The 20,385-nt window shown below is 36.6% G+C and carries 15 protein-coding genes; 6 read left to right on the top strand and 9 right to left on the bottom strand.

Annotated elements, in window-relative coordinates; genetic code table 11:
- Positions 1-49 precede the first annotated feature (49 nt).
- On the bottom strand, positions 50-1,057 hold the full coding sequence (locus CLV62_RS11970; protein WP_110311030.1) for an aspartate-semialdehyde dehydrogenase: 1,008 nt from the start codon (positions 1,055-1,057) through the stop codon (positions 50-52).
- Positions 1,058-1,714: 657 nt separating this feature from the next.
- The gene (locus CLV62_RS11960) at positions 1,715-2,731 is read right to left on the bottom strand and encodes an LLM class flavin-dependent oxidoreductase (RefSeq protein ID WP_110311020.1); all 1,017 of its coding nucleotides are present in this window, start codon (positions 2,729-2,731) and stop codon (positions 1,715-1,717) included.
- A gap of 389 nt (positions 2,732-3,120) precedes the next feature.
- Between CLV62_RS11960 and CLV62_RS11955 the strand changes: the two genes are divergently transcribed.
- Positions 3,121-6,072, top strand: coding sequence for a PEP/pyruvate-binding domain-containing protein (locus CLV62_RS11955; protein ID WP_110311019.1), 2,952 nt, complete (start codon positions 3,121-3,123; stop codon positions 6,070-6,072).
- Positions 6,073-6,217: 145 nt separating this feature from the next.
- Here CLV62_RS11955 and CLV62_RS11950 read toward each other — a convergent pair whose 3' ends face one another.
- A complete protein-coding gene (locus CLV62_RS11950) occupies positions 6,218-7,552 on the bottom strand; it encodes an NADP-specific glutamate dehydrogenase (RefSeq protein ID WP_110311018.1) in 1,335 nt (444 codons plus the stop codon).
- Positions 7,553-8,022: 470 nt separating this feature from the next.
- Between CLV62_RS11950 and CLV62_RS11945 the strand changes: the two genes are divergently transcribed.
- Entirely contained in the window at positions 8,023-8,391 is a 369-nt protein-coding gene (locus CLV62_RS11945; protein ID WP_110311017.1) for a hypothetical protein, read from the top strand.
- A gap of 188 nt (positions 8,392-8,579) precedes the next feature.
- Here CLV62_RS11945 and CLV62_RS11940 read toward each other — a convergent pair whose 3' ends face one another.
- The 6 genes from CLV62_RS11940 to CLV62_RS11915 all read right to left on the bottom strand — a co-directional run bounded on the left by CLV62_RS11940 (position 8,580) and on the right by CLV62_RS11915 (position 14,872).
- Entirely contained in the window at positions 8,580-9,722 is a 1,143-nt protein-coding gene (locus CLV62_RS11940; RefSeq protein ID WP_110311016.1) for an OmpA family protein, read from the bottom strand.
- A 32-nt stretch (positions 9,723-9,754) separates the two neighbouring features.
- Positions 9,755-10,852, bottom strand: a complete 1,098-nt coding sequence (locus CLV62_RS11935) for a GDP-L-fucose synthase family protein (RefSeq protein WP_110311029.1) — start codon at positions 10,850-10,852, stop codon at positions 9,755-9,757.
- A 7-nt stretch (positions 10,853-10,859) separates the two neighbouring features.
- Entirely contained in the window at positions 10,860-12,011 is a 1,152-nt protein-coding gene (gmd, locus tag CLV62_RS11930; RefSeq protein ID WP_110311015.1) for a GDP-mannose 4,6-dehydratase, read from the bottom strand.
- 110 nt (positions 12,012-12,121) lie between these two features.
- On the bottom strand, positions 12,122-13,648 hold the full coding sequence (locus CLV62_RS11925; RefSeq protein WP_394337205.1) for a DUF4301 family protein: 1,527 nt from the start codon (positions 13,646-13,648) through the stop codon (positions 12,122-12,124).
- A 157-nt stretch (positions 13,649-13,805) separates the two neighbouring features.
- The gene (locus tag CLV62_RS11920) at positions 13,806-14,138 is read right to left on the bottom strand and encodes a hypothetical protein (protein WP_110311013.1); all 333 of its coding nucleotides are present in this window, start codon (positions 14,136-14,138) and stop codon (positions 13,806-13,808) included.
- Positions 14,139-14,272: 134 nt separating this feature from the next.
- Positions 14,273-14,872, bottom strand: coding sequence for a hypothetical protein (locus tag CLV62_RS11915; protein ID WP_110311012.1), 600 nt, complete (start codon positions 14,870-14,872; stop codon positions 14,273-14,275).
- Positions 14,873-14,979: 107 nt separating this feature from the next.
- On the opposite strand from CLV62_RS11915, the gene CLV62_RS11910 reads away from it, so the two are divergent.
- The 4 genes from CLV62_RS11910 (at position 14,980) to CLV62_RS11895 (ending at position 20,382) form a co-directional block, all read left to right on the top strand.
- The gene (locus CLV62_RS11910; RefSeq protein WP_110311011.1) at positions 14,980-15,249 is read left to right on the top strand and encodes a hypothetical protein; all 270 of its coding nucleotides are present in this window, start codon (positions 14,980-14,982) and stop codon (positions 15,247-15,249) included.
- Positions 15,236-17,443, top strand: a complete 2,208-nt coding sequence (locus tag CLV62_RS11905; protein WP_110311010.1) for a RelA/SpoT family protein — start codon at positions 15,236-15,238, stop codon at positions 17,441-17,443. The genes CLV62_RS11910 and CLV62_RS11905 overlap by 14 nt, the downstream gene beginning before the upstream one ends.
- Before the next feature lie 787 nt (positions 17,444-18,230).
- Complete coding sequence (locus CLV62_RS11900; protein WP_110311009.1) at positions 18,231-18,830, top strand: hypothetical protein; 600 nt, start codon at positions 18,231-18,233, stop codon at positions 18,828-18,830.
- Between the two features lie 13 nt (positions 18,831-18,843).
- Positions 18,844-20,382, top strand: a complete 1,539-nt coding sequence (locus tag CLV62_RS11895) for a PKD domain-containing protein (protein WP_110311008.1) — start codon at positions 18,844-18,846, stop codon at positions 20,380-20,382.
- The last annotated feature ends 3 nt before the right edge of the window (positions 20,383-20,385 follow it).

Genomic DNA, 20,385 nt, shown 5'->3' with positions numbered 1-20,385 from the left:
TCTAAAGTTAATAGATACCCTTTATTTTTATAGTAAAGTAACTACTTCTTTACAATGCATTTTCTTTGATAAGATATTCAGCTATCTGTACAGCATTTAAAGCCGCACCTTTTTTGATCTGATCGCTCACCGACCAAAATGACAATCCATTCGGGTTGCTGATATCTTTGCGGATGCGACCGATATATACAGGGTCTTTTCCTGCAACATGAAGCGGCATCGGATATTCTTTTTTCTCCGGATTATCTTGCAGGATAATGCCGTTGCCTTCACTGAAAGCTTTACGGGCATCTTCAATAGAAACAGGCTTTTCGGTCTCCACCCATGTAGCTTCGGAGTGGGCACGTACAACGGGAACACGTACGCAGGTTGCACTCACTTCAACATCGGAATGCATTATCTTGCGGGTTTCGTGATACATTTTCATCTCTTCTTTTGTATAACCGTTCTCGGTGAATACATCTACCTGAGGTATTACATTGTATGCCAGTTGGGCTACAAATTTTTCTACAATAACGGGCTCATTATGTACGATTTGCTTAAACTGATTCACCAGTTCGTCCATAGCTGTAGCTCCTGCACCCGATGCTGCCTGATAGGTAGCAACATGTACACGTTTGATATGAGACAGTTCCTCAATGGGCTTCAATGCAACTACCAACTGAATTGTTGTACAGTTAGGATTCGCAATAATATTACGGGGACGTACTTTAGCGTCCTCGCCATTTACTTCGGGTACAACCAACGGCACATCATTATCCATACGGAAGGCACTGGAATTGTCGATCATTACCGTTCCATGTTTGGTGATCGTAGGAGCAAATTCTACAGAGGCACTGCCACCTGCCGACACAAAAGCAATATCTATTCCCTTGAAATCATCGTTATGCTTCAGTTCTTTTACCGTGTACTTCTTACCCTTGAAGGTGTATTCTTTTCCTGCACTACGACCGGAACCAAACAAGACTAATTCATCAAACGGGAAATTGCGTTCGTCAAGAACTCTTAAAAATTCTTGTCCGACAGCACCACTTACGCCAACAATAGCAATTTTCATTTTTTCTAGAGAATTTGAATAAATAATATTTCGTTTATTATAGGGAGTCTCCATTCTTAAGCGGACATAGAAACCCAATATGCAAATATATAAATTTTTATTACTCTGAGTTGTAAGTAACCTTGGATATTTATTATTTTAAGGTCGCAGACCTTTTTATTGCTTCTGTAGTTAAAAGTAAATGTTCTATTATTTCTAACGCACCCTATCGGGTTTGTTTTTCATTTTGCCTTGATGCAAAACGAAACAAAAGATCAAGACTGTACCTCTTTGCCCGACCCGCTACGTGCTCGAAAGCTAAAACAAAAAATTACTTTTAACGCCAATTTCTTTTTGTTTCTTAACGCTTTCATTCGCCCTGCGGGTACCCCGTGCAACCGACAAGGTCGGAAGCCTGACGGACAATTTTCGATTGCGTGCGCCAGCCTTAGTGCATCAGTGGCGCAGCCGTTTCTGACGAGCAAAGTGGGTGTAAAACTAAACGTGCCGATAGGCAATAGGTTTAGTTTAGCCCACGAGCTTAAGTCAGATAGGCGAGCCACGAAGCACTTGCCCTTTTGGTTCCTTTTGTGGCGTTAGACAAAAGGAACACAAGCAATCTTCGATTGCGCGTAGAAAATTATAATAGAACATTTATTACTAACTTATCATTGAAGATCAATTACCTAACTGAAATATTTCTGCTAATAATTCATAGGAATGAAGTCTATCTTCGAATTTTTCGGCATAAGTTACAAGCATTATTTCATCCACCTCATAATCTTCTGCTAAAGCGATTAACTTCTCTTTCATTATTTCGGGAGTCGCAAATATTGTCCTGCCTCTGTTTACTTTAATTCTTTGTAATTCAAACTCCGAATAAGGCATATGTTTAATATCTTCATAGACTACAGGAGCAAGACCTCCACCACGCTCCAATTGAATAAATCGGTAATCCATCACAGCCTGCTGTTTTCTTACGACCTCTTCATCCTCGTTACAAAATGCGAATATAGCGACGTTAGCTTGTGGAGCTTTCAAGTCCTCCGAGGGTTTGAAGTTTTTCCGATATTCTCTTATAACATTTGCTCCCAAGTGCGGATTTATAAACTGTGCATAAGATAAGCCCATACCAAAATGAGCAGCAATCGCCCCACTCTCTCCACTCGAAGTTAACAACCAACGGTGAGGCACTGTCGGAATTGAAGGGTATGCTTTTACTTTACTATAGATAGTATCTTTTTTATCGGCATCATGAAAGAAATTATCAAGATGATAAAGTTGCTGTATAAAATCCTGCTCATCGAAACGATTGTTAGGGTTGAGTAACGATGCTGTCAATCGGTCCGTACCGGGTGCCCGACCTATACCCATATCGATACGATTAGGATATAATGCTTCAAGGAGCCTGAAATTTTCGGACATCTTTAATGCACTGTGGTTAGGAAGCATAATACCTCCCGATCCCAAACGTATATTCTTGGTATGGTTAGCCAAATGAGCAATCAGTATTTCGGGCGAAGTTCCCACCAGACTTTCGGCATTGTGATGTTCCGACACCCAAAAGCGGGTATACCCCAACCGATCGGTAAGTTCAGCCAGTTGAGTTGTTTCAATCAAAGCCTCCGAGGCTGTTTTATTCTTATTGATAGGTGACTGATCCAGTACACTTAATTTTATTTTTTTCTGTTCCATAATCTTTTTTTGTAAGGGTAAAAAAATCTTTCACTCTTATTTGCATATCAGGCGTACACATACGCCCATACAATCAATCCTTTGAATTATTTTATCTATCTACAAAGGGCAGAGCATTGTTATTTAAAGGTAGAAAAGAAAAACCATACAAAAAGTGTCACTTTTGTTACTTTTGTAACCTTTTCAACAATTAAGCACTAACTTACAGCACTTTAATAAAACAAGAAAAGTTACATTAATTAGTCACCTTTGTAACTTTCGTGATACCTTTTTGTAACTAATGTCATCTTATTGTAGAAGTTTTTCATCACTCATTTTCCAAGCCAAATTATTATTCCTATTTTTAAACTTTAAGTAAATATACAATTCATTAGAGCTCTTATAAATATATGCAGAATATATCAGATATAAAACGATTTCAATTTAAAGATACTTCATTTGCCAGCCTGATGAATAAGCGTATCTACAATATACTACTTATAGCAACCAAATACGACATCTTTATATTGGAAGAAGACGGACGTGTTGATGAGCAGATATTTGATGAATACACGTCTCTGAACCTACGCTACCCTCCCCGATTTACTCAGGTATCAACAGCAGAGGATGCATTTAATCATCTCAGAGACAATCATTACGAACTGGTAATTTACATGCCGAACATGGATGATTCCGATATGTTCGCAACAGCAAGAGAAATCAAAAGGTTGTATTCTGAAATTCCTCTAGTGGTAATGACTGCCTTCTCTAAAGAAGTATCCAAACGTTTTTCGACCGAAGACCTTACTTTTGCCGATTATGTTTTCAGTTGGCTGGGAAATTCTAACCTGCTGCTGGCAATCATTAAACTGATAGAAGATTCGATGAATGTTGAACACGATACCCAAATGGTAGGTGTGCAAATTATATTATTGGTTGAGGATTCTATACGGTTTTATTCTTCGGCATTATCCGCATTATTTAAGATCGTACTTAAGGAGTCCCGCGAGTTCTCAAAGGAAGCCTTAAACGAACATCAAAAAATGCTCCGAATGCGAGGCAGACCTAAAATACTCTTAGCACGTAGTTATGAAGAAGCTGCCGTTATATACACTCAATATAAAGACAATATTCTGGGTATCGTTACAGATATGAGTTACATGCACGGAGGTTTTAAGGAAAAACTGGCAGGCTATAACCTTGCTAAATGGATAAAGACTCAAGACCGGTTTCTGCCCATCATATTCAATTCGTCAGAAGTAAGTAACAAAGTATATGCCGATGAGCTTTCGTGCAGCTTTATCGATAAGAACTCGAAAAGCTATCCTTTGGATCTGAGAACACAAATTATTGAGCAGTTTGGTTTTGGTGATTTTATCATAATAGACCCTGATACAAAAGAAGAGATTGTCCGCATAAAAAATTTAAAAGATCTACAGAAATCAATATTAACGATACCTGATAAATCTTTAATTTATCATATGTCTCATAATCATTTCTCCAGGTTTCTCTATTCCAGAGCGATGTTTCCTATTGCTGAAACTCTGAAAAAAATCGACTTTAATGATCTCACCAATATAGAGGAAGCCCGAAAAATTATTTATGATACGATAGTCGAATACCGAAGGATGAAGAACTCGGGCGTAATTGCCGTATTCGAAAAAGACCGTTTCGATGAATTCTCTAATTTTGCACGTATCGGCAACGGATCATTGGGAGGGAAAGGAAGAGGCCTTGCATTTCTTGGGAACATTGTAAAAACAAACTTCGAACTGAATGAGAATCCTAATTTCCCTGTATTACTCCCCAAAACAGTAGTATTATGTACGGATATCTTTGATGATTTCATGGAGTCTAACAATCTCTATACAATCGCATTATCAGATAAAAGTGATGAAGAAATTCTTCAACATTTCTTAGAGGCCGATTTACCGGAAAGTCTGGATGATGATTTCCTTACTTTCTTCGAAGCGGTTAAGTCACCTTTAGCCATACGTTCATCGAGTTTACTGGAAGACTCCTATTATCAACCCTTTGCAGGTATATATTCAACCTATATGGTTCCGGCTTTGGAAGACAAGCAAAAAATGGTACAACTGGTAAAAGCTGCTGTAAAATCGGTGTACGCTTCGGTATTTTATGCTGACAGCAAAGCCTATATGACAGCAACTCAGAATGTCATAGATCAGGAAAAAATGGGAATAGTTTTACAGGAAGTTGTGGGAAGCAGATATGGAAACCGATTCTACCCTACCATGTCGGGTGTAACACGCTCACTCAACTTTTACCCTATCGGACATGAAAAAGCCGAAGAAGGTATAGCCAACATAGCATTAGGGCTTGGAAAATATATAGTAGATGGTGGAACTACATTACGATTTTCACCCTATCACCCCCATAATATCTTACAATTAAGTTCTGTTGATTTTGCATTGAGAGAGACTCAAAGACAGTTCTATGCTCTTGATATGGAAGATATCACACAGGAATTTTCAATCAATGACGGTTTCAATTTATTGAAGTTAAATGTAAATGATGCTGTAACTGATGACTCCTTGCGTTTCATTGTCTCGACATTCGATCCTATCGATCAAACTATATATGAAGGTTTTTATGAGGGTGGGCGTAAAATTATATCTTTTGCAAACATACTTCAACATGAGTTGTTCCCGTTAGCAAGTGTACTTCAAAAAGTATTGGCGATAACTCAATTCGAAATGGGGCGGGCAGTAGAAATCGAATTCGCCGTTAATCTGAAAAATAAAGATGAAGCAACATTTTATCTGCTTCAGATCAGACCTATTGTTCAGAATAAAGAAGCCTTAAATGAAGATCTTACCAAAATAGCTGTAGAGGATACCATTCTAACGTCAAATAATGCTTTAGGTAATGGTATTACAGACGATGTATATGATATCATATACGTTAAAACCGAAAATTTTAATGCCTCCAATAACCAGCTATTAGCCTATGAAATAGAAAAATTGAATAAGCAATTTACGGAAGAAGACAGAGGTTATATTCTGGTAGGACCCGGAAGGTGGGGAAGTAGCGATTCGTGGCTGGGAATCCCTGTAAAATGGCCTCATATAAGCAATGCAAGACTACTGGTTGAATCGGGACTCGAAAACTATCGGATAGAACCCAGTCAAGGGACACACTTCTTTCAGAACCTGACATCTTTCGGCGTAGGATATTTCACTATCAATTCTTATTTGGAGAATGAAGGTACTTTTGATGAACCCTACCTTAACAGTTTGCCTGCACTATATGAATCGGATGCAATTCGGCACGTAAGATTCTCAAATCCTTTGGTCATAAAAATAAACGGAAAGAAAAAATACGGTGTTGTATTAAAGTAGGGGCAGACCTATATATCTGCCCTATATTTAAGCGAACACATCCGTTCGCCACCACAACGATAACATCTCCTTACTTGAAAGTTAACTAAAAAAATAGAGCCACTTAAAAGCGGCTCTTATTTTTTATAAATCGCTGACTAATATATTATATTATACCTTGTGCCATCATTGCTCTTGCCACTTTCATAAAGCCTGCAATATTTGCACCTTTTACATAATTCACAAAACCATCAGCATCTTTTCCATATTTAGAACAGTTCTCATGAATATCAGACATGATTACTTTCAATCTCTCGTCAACTTCCTCGATAGACCAACTTAAACGTCCTGAATTTTGAGACATCTCCAAGCCCGATACTGATACTCCGCCTGCATTAGCCGCTTTACCCGGGGCATACAATATTTTCGCATCCAAAAATACATTTACAGCCTCAGGAGTCGATGGCATATTAGCACCTTCCGACACTGCAATAACACCATTAGCGGTAAGAGCTCTGGCATCATCACCGTTCAACTCATTCTGAGTTGCAGAAGGTAATGCAATGTCAGCCACTTCATTCCAAGGACGTCCACCGGCAACAAATTTACAGTTATATTTTTCAGCGTATTCTTTAATACGTCCTCGATAAAGATCTTTAAGTTCTTTCACATACTCCAATTTCTCAAGAGTGATACCTTCCGGATCGTAGATATAGCCATCAGAATCTGAAAGGGTCATTGGGATAGCTCCCAGTTCGATCAGTTTCTCACAAGTATACTGAGCCACATTACCGGAACCCGATACCAGACACTTTTTACCTTTAATATCTATATTGCGAGTCTTCAACATTTCCAGTAGAAAATACACATTTCCATATCCTGTTGCTTCAGGACGAATCAATGATCCTCCAAAAGTCAAGCCTTTACCCGTGAAAGTTCCTGTAAATTCACGAGCCAATTTTTTATACATACCAAACATAAAACCGACTTCACGTCCACCGACACCAATATCCCCGGCAGGCACATCCGTATCTGGACCAATATGATTCCAAAGTTCCGTAACAAATGCCTGGCAGAATCTCATGATCTCTGCATTCGATTTCCCTTTAGGATTAAAATCCGAACCACCTTTTCCACCACCCATAGGTAAAGTTGTCAATGAGTTTTTAAAGGTTTGTTCAAATGCCAAGAACTTAAGGATAGATAGGTTTACCGATGAGTGAAAACGTATCCCTCCTTTATACGGTCCTATTGCATTACTATGTTGTACTCGATATCCCATATTAACATGTACCTTTCCTTTATCGTCTACCCATGTTACACGGAAAGAAAAAATACGCTCCGGAATACAAAGTCTTTCAATAAGATTCGCTTTTTCAAATTCAGGGTGCTGATTATATACTTCTTCAATGGATTCCAGAACTTCATGTACTGCTTGATGGTACTCTGGTTCATTCGGAAATCGACGCTTTAATTCAGATAAGGTTTGTTCTGTTTTCATCTAGTAAGATATTATTCTGTTTTTAATTTGAAAGATAAGTGCGATAAAGATAGTTTGTTTTTTAGAGACACGCAAATATTGAGTTATGATATATTATTTTTTATTTAATATTAAAACGTCATATTTAACTCGAAAAGAATAGAAAAAAGACACTTCACGTATTACGTAAATGTTAATAAAAAAAGACAAAACAATAAATCGCTTCCAAAATATGACATAATTATTAAATAACTATGAAGAAACGTCCAGATATAAATCAGAATGATACCTTATCGAGATTTTCAATATTAAAATATCACAGAAGTCTTATTTAATTTGTTTTATCTAAAAAAATGTGCTATATTTGTATCATAAATCTACAGACAGAATATACCATGAATTAAAAACATAGGTGTGTTCTGTCTTTTTTTATTTAGGTTAGGTTACAATTACGGTCATCAAAAGATTGTTTTATTTAAAATTTTTAGGTTATGAAACGTTTATTTATTTTAGCAGTTGCTCTTTTTTCATTAAGTTCTATTTCTTTCGCTGCAGATGGCAACTATGCATTTCTTTCAAAATTAAATGAAAAAGAAAAATTTAGCGGACTTGTTAACTATTTGGGAGCAGATTATGAACAACAAAGATATTTGAAAGAAATATTCGAATTATCTTCTCAAAAAATGGAAAAGGCTTCTCGCAGTGGTGCAGATTCAGAAAAAGAAGTAAGAAAAGCTCTGGCTTTTAACTTAGCAAATACAAAAAATGTATTGTCTGCAGAGCAATATAAGAAATATCTGATAGTATTGAATATGACTTCTATTAACAGCAATAACACTGCTTTAGTAGCTGAAAAATAAATTCATTAACTGAACTAATATTGGAAACCGGGCAAAAATTATCATTGCTCGGTTTTCTTTTTTTCAGATATCATCTCTGCTAATATATCGTGGATAAAAAATAGTTATCTTTTCTATTCACAATAATGAGATAAAAAAAAGAAGCCATCCTAAGATAGCTTCTTTTTATTTTATATTCTACGCTAATATTATTGAGCGAAGAAGATAGCAACACGGTTCCATGCATTTTCTTTGTATGGTTGCTCAGAAGAACCTTTCCATTCAATTTTGATGCGGTCGCTACTGATTTTGTATTTATCAGTAAGAACTTTAGCAACGTTTCTTGCACGTCTTTCAGATAGTTTAAGATTGTATTCTGCTGTACCTGTTAATTTGTCAGCATAACCAATGATCTTAATCTTAGCATCTGGGTTAGATTTCAAGAATTGAGCTGTGTTATAGATACTAACTTCTTGATTGTTATCAATGTTAGCGCTATTTAAACGGAAGAATACCACATTAGGAATGTAAGTATCCGGAGCTGCAACTTGGACTGGAGCCTCAGGACATACAACAGCTGGAGGACAATTTGGTTTGCGATTTCTCAAATCATCATTTTCTCTTCTCAACTTGTTGATTTGTCCGTTCAAGTCATTAAGTAAATCTGTGTCCATAAGAACAGCTTCTTCGAATCCAACTTTACCAACTTTCAGGATAAGACCTGCAGTACCTGTAGCGATTCCATTCCAATGAGTTTTACCTTGAGGACCTCTATCAAATCTTCTTTCTACAATGAATCCACCAACTTCAGCAAATGCCGATAATTTATCTGTAATTCTGAATGTATTCAATAAACTTGCATTGAATGTAGGACCATTGAACCCACGGTGTTTGAATTTGTTTTCAAAACGATGATCATAACCAACACCTACAGTAGGAATAAAGTTATAAAAACGATTCTCATTGTATTTACCTAAGTAGTTTGTTACGTTGAACATGAAATCCACAGTAGCATTAACATGAGTCATGCTATACATGTTTTGACCTTGATTTCCACTGAAAGTATGGATTTTTCCACCTTGACCACGGAAACGTACTCCTAAGTATGGGTTGAACCATTTCCCTACGAAAACCGAAGGATTAACAGTCATACGATCTAGAAAATCTGCATGTTGATCGCTTGGACCAAAATAAACACTAGCACCTGCACCTGCACCGACAAACCAGTTATCCCAGAATCCGTTACGAGTGAAAGTTGCTTTTCTTCCTGCCTCAGCACTAACTCCGCTCTCTTGAGCAGTAGCACTTATGCCAGCAAGAGCTAAACACAAAAGTAAACTTACCTTTTTCATAATCAATTAATTATAGTTAAACAGTTTAATTCTTATCTTTCAGTATTTTTATACCAATTATAAATCAATTCTACACCTTCTTCAATTTCTATTTTATGCTTCCATCCTAAAGAATGTAATTTAGAAACATCAGTCAGCTTCTTCATTGTTCCATCAGGCTTTTCGGTATTAAACCACAATTGCCCTTTAAAACCAATTATTTTTTTCACCAGCAAAGCTAGTTCTTTTATCGAAATATCAATACCTGTACCAATATTTATATGAGTATTTCGAATTTCCTTACCTATTGTAACGTTTATTAACTCCAAAAAGTTCACAGACTCCATTACATGAATTGTTGCATCAGCCATGTCCTCACTCCAAAGAAACTCTCTCATAGGACTTCCTGATCCCCAAATCTCAATCTTTGCGTCTTGATCAGAGATTCGACTGATTCCATATTTATTTAATATAAATAGAATATCAACCTCACTCGAATTATTATCAATATTCTCAATTGGTCTGTATTGCAAGTCTAGCTTAATCAAATCCCAGTTATTTTCCTCCAAACATTTACCAAGATATATTTTTCTTATCAAAGCCGGAAGAACATGTGATTTCTCTAAATCAAAATTATCATTTGGTCCATATAAATTAGTTGGCATAACAGCCAAAAAATTGGTTCCATATTGAATATTATAACTTTCACACATTTTAATTCCTGCAATCTTGGCTATGGCATAGGGCTCATTTGTATATTCCAATGGAGAAGTCAGCAGCAAGTCTTCTGACATCGGCTGAGGGGCTTCTTTAGGATAAATACATGTACTACCCAAAAATACTAGCTTTTTCACTTTATTTAGATACGCTTGATGAATAATATTATTTTGAATCATCAAATTCTCATAAATAAAATCGGCCCTGTATTTATTATTTGCAATAATCCCACCAACTTTAGCCGCTGCTAAAATGACGTATTCAGGTTTTTCTTCTTCGAAGAACTTAGCAACCACTAATTGATCTTTTAAATCTAATTCTTCATGAGTACGCAATATAAAATTATTATACCCCCGGTCTTTTAGATTTCTCAAAATAGCTGAGCCTACTAATCCCCGATGTCCTGCAATATATATTTTCGAAGATTTATCAATCACTTTTTCACTCAAAATAATTAAGAATCTTATAGCCTCCTTTTTTCAAGAACTCTTCTTTTTTCATCAAAGTTACATCGTGGCTCACCATATCCTCACACAAAGCGTCCAAATCATAAAATGGCTCCCATCCTAATTTCTCTTTAGCTTTGGTATTATCTCCAATTAATATATCAACTTCTGTAGGTCTAAAATAAGCTGGATCAACACCAACTACAGAATTTCCAATTCTCTTTCTAAAAGCTTCCAGATATTCTATCCCTACTTTACTTACAAATATCGACTCATCAATTGATGCAATAAATCCTTCTTCAAATTCATCGTCACCCTTAAAATCAACCGTCACTCCAACCTTCATGAACGACATTTTAATAAAATCTCTAATTGTCGTTGTTATACCAGTCGATATTACATAATCATCCGGAGTGTCTTGTTGTAAAATTAAGTACATTGCTTTAATGTAATCTTTGGCATGCCCCCAATCTCTTTTGCTCGACAAATTACCCATAAAAACCTTATCTTGAAGGCCTAAAACTATCCGAGAGACAGCTCTCGTAACTTTTCGGGTAACAAATGTCTCACCTCTCAGTGGTGATTCATGATTAAACAATATACCATTACTAGCATGCATACCATACGCTTCACGATAATTAACCGTAATCCAATATGCATACAATTTGGCTACAGCATATGGACTTCTCGGATAAAAAGGCGTAGTCTCCTTTTGGGGTATTTCCTGTACTAAACCATATAATTCAGAAGTAGAAGCCTGATAAATACGGGTTTTATCAGTAAGTCCTAATAAACGGACAGCTTCTAATAACCTCAAGGTTCCTATACCGTCAGCATTAGCTGTATATTCGGGTATATCAAAACTCACTTTCACATGACTCATTGCAGCAAGATTATAAATCTCATCAGGTTTCACCTCACCAATTATGCGGGTAAGATTCATGCTATCCGTCATATCCCCATAATGAAGAATGAGATCTCTATGATCTTCATGGGGATCTTGGTATAAATGATCTATTCTATCTGTGTTAAAGAGAGAAGACCTTCTTTTTATACCATGAACAGTATATCCTTTCTTTATCAGAAATTCTGACAAATAGGCTCCATCCTGTCCGGTAACTCCTGTTATTAATGCTGTTTTTGTCATTTAAAGTTTTGTTAAAAATCACCCATTTGCAATTTTTTCAAGCCACAAATATAAAGATAAATATATTTTAAACAAAATAAACATTAACAAAAGAGTATTTTAAGCCACATTCAAGCATTAGAAAGGTGCTCTTTTCTCAATAAATCGTTAACACTCTTAACCGGATTAAAGGTACCGAGAGGAACTTCTACAAACACCGTATTCCAGTCAGACATAGCTCCATTCCACAAACCTGGCAATTCCAATGCTTTAAGAGCTCTGCCTTCTTTTGTTTTTTCGCTTATAAAGCCTGTATTTATATCAATATAATCAATTAAGTTAAATTTCTCTCCTTTATAGTCCTTTACAGCACAAACAATATCCACCGGATTAAAATGTGTCCCACTAGTAAACAAGTCCTTTTTCACAGGATCACTTAGATCAATTTGAGAGCTCTCTAAGATTTGAAGGGATACTGTACCATCTGCATTCACAGCAAAAAATGGGCCTCCTCCGGCTTCCCCAACATTCTTAACCATACCGCAGACTCTTATCGGACGATTAAGCTTTCTCTGTAGATATAAAACTAGCTCCGCATCTTCTAAATATTTAGTATCCGGATTTTTAACATTAAGCTCATCTTGTAAAAAATAAAGTATTTCAAGAAGCTCTTCTCTTGAATAAACTCCCGAATCAATAAGCTCCAAATATCTAAAAACTCTCGTTTGAATATCCACAAGATATCCTGCCAATAATTTCTTATAGAAAGTTTCCTCTTGTTTAAATTTATCTGGAACTACATTATCTATATTTTTAATAAAGATCACATCTGATGATAAATCATTCAGATTTTCAATCAATGCACCATGGCCTCCCGGGCGAAAAAGCAAATTTTGCCCATCTCTAAATGGTAAATTATCTTTATCAACAGCAATCGTATCTGTTTTTTTCTTCTGTTCGCTAAAGCTAACATTAAACTTAACATTTAGAGCCTTCTCATAATCAACCAAAACGACGTTAATCAGGTCTTGAAACAAACTACGATGCTCCGGAGAAACCGTAAAATGGAGTACAACCTCTCCATCGGCTGATTTAGCATATTGACTTCCTTCAACTAAATGTTCCTCTACAGGTGTTCGATTACGATTCTCATAAGAATGAAATTTCAGCAAGCCTTTGGGTAATCCGCCATAATTTAAACCATCTTTCAAAAGAAATATTTCCAGTATGTCTTTATATTGTTTATTGTGAATAAGAGACTTAACATCCAACCCTTTTTTAGTAACACACGCAGCATTAAGATCCTCAAAAAAGGCAAACTTCTGAATATTATCAAAAAAGAATCTAACAAAATCGTTGTCGGAAAGATCCGATCTCCCTTGTATAAACTCAAACAAATCTTTGAACATTCTACTGGCAGCACCCGATGCAGGCACAAATTTTATTATTGAATGTCCCGATTTACAATACTCGTCCCATGCAGTTATATATTTATCATAATCAGAGGCCTCTACAACTGAAATACCTTTTCCATTAGTAGCAAAATTCGCAATTTCAAGATAAGGAAATCCTGTTTTAAAGCGATTGATTTGATCATCAACGCTAGCCACATCCACTCCCATTACTTTAAACTGCTCTAAATCTCTATCTGTAAATATTTGATGCATAAGAAATCATATTTAGGATTAATACTACACAAATATAGAAAAGATATCCACATTGACACATAATAAAATAAAAAAAGCAAGCCTGAACAGGCTTGCTTTATATTATAATCTTTCAAAAAATAAAAAAATCTAATTTTAATATCGCGATTTAAAAAGAGGCATTTCTCGACTGCGAGTTTCGTCTTACAAACATCAGATATACCCCTGCTAAAAATATAAAGGCTAATATATCTGTAGATGTAAAATTTATATACCCGTTTCGGGACGGTTCATTACCCAAATTAAAAGATTGTCTATAGGGTTTGATATTCTCATTAACAAATCCGGGCGTACTCCGAGCTGCAGAGAGAGCATCTTCCATCGGAAGAAAACTCATTGGTGCAGAAAAAGTACCTGATGCTGAGTTAGCAACAAACGGGATTAGTAGTAAAAATGATAATACAACTAATGCTTTCTTTATTTTGACACCTAAATTTAACATAAGCTTACTTTGTAATACATGTGAATCTTAACAATAAAAATCACGATTCTGCAACAAAGATAATCATAGAAATATATTAAAACAATATCTTTCAGCTAATAACACATAAATTAGATGAATTTTAACATTTTTCATCAAGAAAAACTCTCCAACTCCCGAAGATTTATGTATCTAATTTTATCCGAATTATCAAATATCGCATATGTATTAACACTCATTTTTGCATTTTTGTTCGCTATCCGATCAGAAAATGAGGGAGTAACAATATACACATCCGTATTAGGAATAAGTTGTAATCCTGCCTTAGACGTTAAATCCAAAGCTGAAAAATCTCCCGAAATACTATCCAATATCTCCTTTTTCTTTTTTTCCAGATAGTTCTTATTATGTCTATTATTTCCTACAGAGAACATCCGAATAGTTTTTCCCTCCTTATTCATCAAAGATATAATCGGACAAATCAGGAAAGTTTTGTCATCCGATATGCTTTGAGTTAAAATATATCTGCGAGCAGCCTTCAACCATATAGTACCTAATACCAGCAAAATAAGACAAGGAATAGTATACAAACTGACCAGACGGTCTAGGTTAAACAGATACAAGATACCAAACAAAGAGGCAAAGAGGATTACCGAAGGAGGTATTATAGCATAATTCTTCCACACTTCTTTATTATAAAACTTTTTCCGAAACTTTTTATTTTTTTCTAATCGTTGTAATTTATCCGAATTCATATGCTATACATTAAAAACATTAAAGACTCCACACAACACCCACTACAATAAACACCTCCAATTAAAGCGCTTACTCGAAAAACGACGAGATCTGCAATCTCATGTAAATGAAAATATTTAATGAGGTATTTTCAAATTACAAGAAATTATCGTTTTCACACCCAACCAAGACTCCAGATAGGTCTGCAACCTTAATTCATTCAAAGGTACAAATGTTTTTCTCTGAAGTAAAAGTAAAAAGTTCAATAATTGATGAATTTTCAATAAAAGGAAGAAAACAAAACCCCAATATGGAAGGAAAATATTATTTTTACATTCAGGTATTATATGTTTTAGGAAAAATAGCAAAATTGTACACAAGCAATGAAAGATTATAGTGCACAAGAAGAGGAATTCAAATCCTTACTACTTCAACTGTCAGCAAAATCAAAGGAATTACAAATTTCACGCACAGAAGAAGCATTTTTGAGATCTACTATTAAAAGTGGCATCGCACAGGGCATCTACAGAGTCAACAAGAATAAATACTATCATCTTATTGCAGTACTAAATACTGTGCTTATTGTTATTAACGAAATCGGACTCCGCAAAGCAGCTGTTATAGCAAACTTATTATACAGACCTGTTGTCAATAAAATAGTAACAATAGAGCAGATAAAGCAAATTTTTGACCCCGAGGTAGCCGACATAGTAAAAGGACTCATGAAGATTAATCATCTTGAAGCCAACCGGACTACCCTGGAATCTGAAAATTTCATCAAATTATTACTTTCATTTGCCGAAGATATGAGGGTAATCTTAATTATGATTGCCAACAGATTATATTTAATGAGAACGGCTAACGAAGCAGATGAAGCTACTCGCCTGAAACTATCAATTGAGTCGTCTTATATATATATCCCACTTGCCCACAAACTGGGTCTATATAATATTAAATCGGAACTAGAAGATCTGTATTTAAAATATACTGACCGGGAAATGTACGATTACATATCTCAAAAACTAAACGAAAGTAAAGTTGTACGAGACCAATACATTGCTGAATTTATAGCTCCTTTAGAAGAAAAGCTAAAAGAAACAGGACTTAACTATGATGTAAAAGGACGGGTTAAATCAATCTATTCTATTCACAATAAATTAAAGAAACAAAAGGTTGAATTTGAATCTATATACGACCTCTTTGCTATTCGTATAATATTAGATTCTCCTCAACCCAAAGAGAAGGCCGAATGCTGGCAGATCTATTCTATTGTTACGGATTTATATCAACCCAACCCAAAGAGGCTTAAAGATTGGCTATCCATCCCAAAGAGCAATGGATATGAATCTCTGCACATTACAGTAATGGGACCCCAATCTAGATGGGTGGAAGTGCAGATACGAACCCGCCGCATGGATGAAATTGCCGAACGGGGTTTAGCTGCTCACTGGAAATACAAAGGGGTTAAAAGCGAATCGAATATTGATGACTGGCTGACAACTTTGCGTGAAACTTTAGAGAATAAGAATGTTGCAAATAACGAAAAGCTTGAAGATTTTAAGCTGGATATTTACGACGATGAAATTTATGTATTTACGCCGAAAGGAGATTTACATAAACTTCCTAAAGGAGCTACAATTCTTGATTTTGCTTTTTCTATACATACAAAACTTGGATCAACCTGCGTATCAGGGAAGGTCAATGGCAAAAATGTTTCTATCCGCCATAAGTTGAACAGCGGAGATCAGATAGAGATTATGACCTCCGCCAACCAAGTACCCAAACAGGACTGGCTGAATTTTGTCACAACAACAAAAGCTAAAAACAAAATACGCCAACGGCTAAAAGAAGAGTCCAACAAACAAGTAGAATACGCCAAAGAACTTTTAAAGAGGCGATTTAAGAATAAAAAAATAGACGAGGATGAGGGCGTAATGATGCGTCTCATCAAAAAGAAAGGCTTTAAAACAGTTACGGATTTTTACATTAAGATTGCTCAGGAAGCTCTGGATGTAAATACTGTTATTGATCAGTATCTCGAATTAGAGAAACGCGAAGCCGAAATTCACGACAAACACGAAATGGTTAGTGCTGAAGGTTATACTATACAACCACAAGCTACATCCCAAGGCAATGCAAGCGCAACGGACGAACTCATTCTCGACAAAGATTTGAAAGGCATAGACTATGCTTTAGCTAAATGCTGTAACCCCATTTATGGAGATGAAGTATTTGGTTTTATATCTTCTCAAGGAATAAAGATACATCGAATCAATTGCCCGAATGCACATGATATGTTTTCTCGTTTCGGCTATCGGGTTATACCGGCTCGCTGGTCGGGTAAGTCTGGATCATCCTATACAATAGTGTTACGTGTTGTAGGTGCAGATGATATAGGAATTGTTACCAATCTTACATCTATTATATCTAAAGAACAAGGTATAACACTTCGCTCTATCAGCATTGATTCAAATGACGGACTATTTCAAGGTAATTTATCAGTTACCCTTCAGGATACAAATACGCTGGAGAGTCTGATGAAAAAATTACGTACAGTAAAAGGAGTGAAACAAATTTCGAGATTAAATTAAAAAGAATCTAAAAAAATATTTTTTTGGGATATCTAAAATAAATTCATACATTTACCTCTGAAAAATAACTCTTTATAGCACCCAATGATTGATACTTTAACAAATAATTTAACACACAACAATCTGAAATTTAACTTTTTAGATTTTGATTTGTGTGCCAAAATGTTAGAGAGAGAGAGAGAGAGAGAGAGAGAGAGAGAGAGAGAGAGAGAGAGAGAGAGAGAGTAATCTTGCTCCTCCCGCTTTACTAGTAAGAGTAATCATAATAAAAATAATTCGGGCGAATCTTTTCGTCCTTTTTTATTATTGCGTCTTTTTAACTCAATACAATTTCCCCATAAAATATATTTATCATTTTGCAGGTAAAGCCTGTTGTAGGAGGTTCTTGTCTTGTTGTTGTCGTTCAAAGACCTCTGCAACAAAAGGCTCTACCCCCGGCAAAACGATACTCGGCAGTAGCGTGTAGCGATTACAGGTTACTGCCTTTTTTCTTGAAAGTTATCAGTCAACAATAAAATAATATAAACATATAAAACAAACGAATTATGATTACAGAAATAAATCAGCATGTAAGAAAGAGAAAATATCTGACGACTATAGTTAACAACAATAGCTAGAGCTATTCCATATTTACTTAATAAGTAGGAGATTTACCCCCTTAATTACATCAATAGCATCCAAAACACAAGATATAGTAAGCTTTTATGAACTTTATTTTTGTATTTTTGCAACTTCAAATTTCAAACGACAATATCAAACGACAACTAATATTAACATTTAAGGAACAATGAAAAAAAGCATCTTAACCTGTATTCTTTTCGCTCTGTGTCTTGTAAACCTACAAGCTCAAGTGGGCATTAACACCTCCACCCCCAACCCCAGTGCCGCACTTGATGTAGTAAGCCCCAATGATAATCAGGGAGTTTTGATTCCCCGAATGACCACTGCACAGAAAATCGCCATTTCCAATCCCGCTCCCGGCTTGCTCGTGTACGATACTACGAGTAAGTGCATCTCGCAGAACGCAGGCACCGGAGCTTCACCCATATGGGTATGCCTTTCTCAGAAAGACAATCAATCGGGCTTTTTTTATATGCCCTCTATCGCAGTGGATGCCTCAACGATAGGAGTAGTTGCCACCCCCTTAGATTTATATGCTGAATACAAGAAACAGTTTTCAAATGTAGCATCCACTGCCCGCAGTGTAGGTTCGCCTGCATCAATCCCCTATTTCCCTGCGGCTACCGACCTCTATTACTACATCACCTATTACGACGATACAACTCTGAAAATAAACAGCATATCTGCTGATGGAAAGGTCTCCTACCAAATACTACAGGAAGCTGATTACAAGTCGTTTATGAATATAGTATTTGTAGTAAAATAATAGAAAAACGACAATGAAAAAAATAATACTTATTTTACTTATTTCGATGTGCTTACCCGCCCTGCTACAGGCACAAAAGGAAATGAACAACTGGGCTTTCGGCGTTAATGCGGGCTTAACATGGAACACCACCCGCAGCATAACCCTGACAGGATTGCTAGGTACAGCTAACGCTACCTTAGCAGGACTGCCGACATCGTTTAAGTCATCCATAAACACCGTCGAAGGTTGCTTCTCCTTATCCGACAACGATGGCAAGTTGCTGTTTTATTCGGATGGAATAACCATCTGGGATACAAACGGCAAGGCAATGCCCGGCAGCTTAAATCCGGCACTTACAGGTCATAGCTCTTCCGCTCAATCGGGTATTATATTCCCCTATCCGGGAAGCACGACTAAATTCGTCGCAGTGACATTGAATATCGGCACAGTCGCAGGCAATACAGCTGCATATTCGGTAGTAGATATGAGCTTAAAAGGAAACGGCACAGTAGCTCTTCCTTTAGGCGATGTGATTACTACACAGAAAAACATAAAACTCCCCAATGGCGTAGGTGCTATCAGTGAGAGTTGTACTGCAACATTGGGGGCGGATGGCTCTTACTGGATTATAGCTCCGGGCAGGGGAAATCCTACCCAATTCAATGCATGGAAGTTTACCGAAGCTGGTATTGCCGCCAATCCGGTTGTCAGTACTACCACTTTTAGCTCATCGATATCCATTGGAGCGTGCGGTTATATCAAGATATCATATGACGGCAAGCATTTTGCATGGGGGCAATATAGTGATGGTGGCTTGGTTGTTGGCGACTTCAACAACGCCACCGGTGTATTTACTAACATAAGAAGAATTGTGCCCGGTGGGACAAGTATCTATGGAATAGAGTTTTCCCCTTCACTGAAATACCTGTATACTGGCGGTTATGCTGCTTCAACTCTCAGTGTCTACGATTTCAATGCTTTACTGGCGGGCACCAGCACCACTCCTCTTAGATTGATAACAACGCTTCCAGGCACTCCATACAATCCACAATTGGGTCCAGATAAAAGACTCTACATTGCGACCTATAGCACCAATTGTATTGTTATTGTAGATAATCCCGATGATGATCCCTCACTTTGGCGAATTTACCAGACCGACAATACGACTTTTCTTCAAAGTGGCACTAATAACCAGATAGGTTTCCCTTCGTTTATGGGTTCGTGGTTTGCAGGGAAAGCAAAACCAAAAAATTTCCAATGTACGGCTAATAGTCACAACTATAGTATCACTGTGGATATGTCGGGGGTAGCCTCTCAACTTCCCGTGAAACTCGAATGGGATTTTGGTGACGGCACAACCAAAGTAACCCAACCCATTGCAGCAGGTACAACTATTTACAAGCAACCTCATACTTATACAAGTACAGGTGTATACACAATAACTATTACACCCATAAAGGCGGATAATACGACTCTGAGTAAAATAAACATGCAAACCAATGTTACAGATTGCCCTATACAGACCAACCCTATAGTTCGTACCAATCTGTATAATTCGCTTCAGCAATAACCA

The sequence above is a fragment of the Indolivaga alginatilytica genome (assembly GCF_003201355.1).
GTDB lineage: Bacteria > Bacteroidota > Bacteroidia > Bacteroidales > Dysgonomonadaceae > Dysgonomonas_A > Dysgonomonas_A alginatilytica.
Note: the sequence above shows the minus strand (reverse complement) of the source record. Positions and strands in the feature narration are given on the sequence as shown.

Bases quoted from the DNA above. Each gene is read 5' to 3' on its own strand.
- CLV62_RS11945 (WP_110311017.1), top strand. From the start codon at position 8,023: ATGAAACGTTTATTTATTTTAGCAGTTGCTCTTTTTTCATTAAGTTCT.
- CLV62_RS11970 (WP_110311030.1), bottom strand. From the start codon at position 1,057: ATGAAAATTGCTATTGTTGGCGTAAGTGGTGCTGTCGGACAAGAATTT.
- CLV62_RS11915 (WP_110311012.1), bottom strand. From the start codon at position 14,872: ATGAATTCGGATAAATTACAACGATTAGAAAAAAATAAAAAGTTTCGG.
- CLV62_RS11960 (WP_110311020.1), bottom strand. From the start codon at position 2,731: ATGGAACAGAAAAAAATAAAATTAAGTGTACTGGATCAGTCACCTATC.
- CLV62_RS11895 (WP_110311008.1), top strand. From the start codon at position 18,844: ATGAAAAAAATAATACTTATTTTACTTATTTCGATGTGCTTACCCGCC.
- CLV62_RS11955 (WP_110311019.1), top strand. From the start codon at position 3,121: ATGCAGAATATATCAGATATAAAACGATTTCAATTTAAAGATACTTCA.
- CLV62_RS11910 (WP_110311011.1), top strand. From the start codon at position 14,980: ATGAAAATATTTAATGAGGTATTTTCAAATTACAAGAAATTATCGTTT.
- CLV62_RS11900 (WP_110311009.1), top strand. From the start codon at position 18,231: ATGAAAAAAAGCATCTTAACCTGTATTCTTTTCGCTCTGTGTCTTGTA.
- CLV62_RS11950 (WP_110311018.1), bottom strand. From the start codon at position 7,552: ATGAAAACAGAACAAACCTTATCTGAATTAAAGCGTCGATTTCCGAAT.
- gmd (WP_110311015.1), bottom strand. From the start codon at position 12,011: ATGACAAAAACAGCATTAATAACAGGAGTTACCGGACAGGATGGAGCC.
- CLV62_RS11940 (WP_110311016.1), bottom strand. From the start codon at position 9,722: ATGAAAAAGGTAAGTTTACTTTTGTGTTTAGCTCTTGCTGGCATAAGT.
- CLV62_RS11920 (WP_110311013.1), bottom strand. From the start codon at position 14,138: ATGTTAAATTTAGGTGTCAAAATAAAGAAAGCATTAGTTGTATTATCA.
- CLV62_RS11905 (WP_110311010.1), top strand. From the start codon at position 15,236: ATGAAAGATTATAGTGCACAAGAAGAGGAATTCAAATCCTTACTACTT.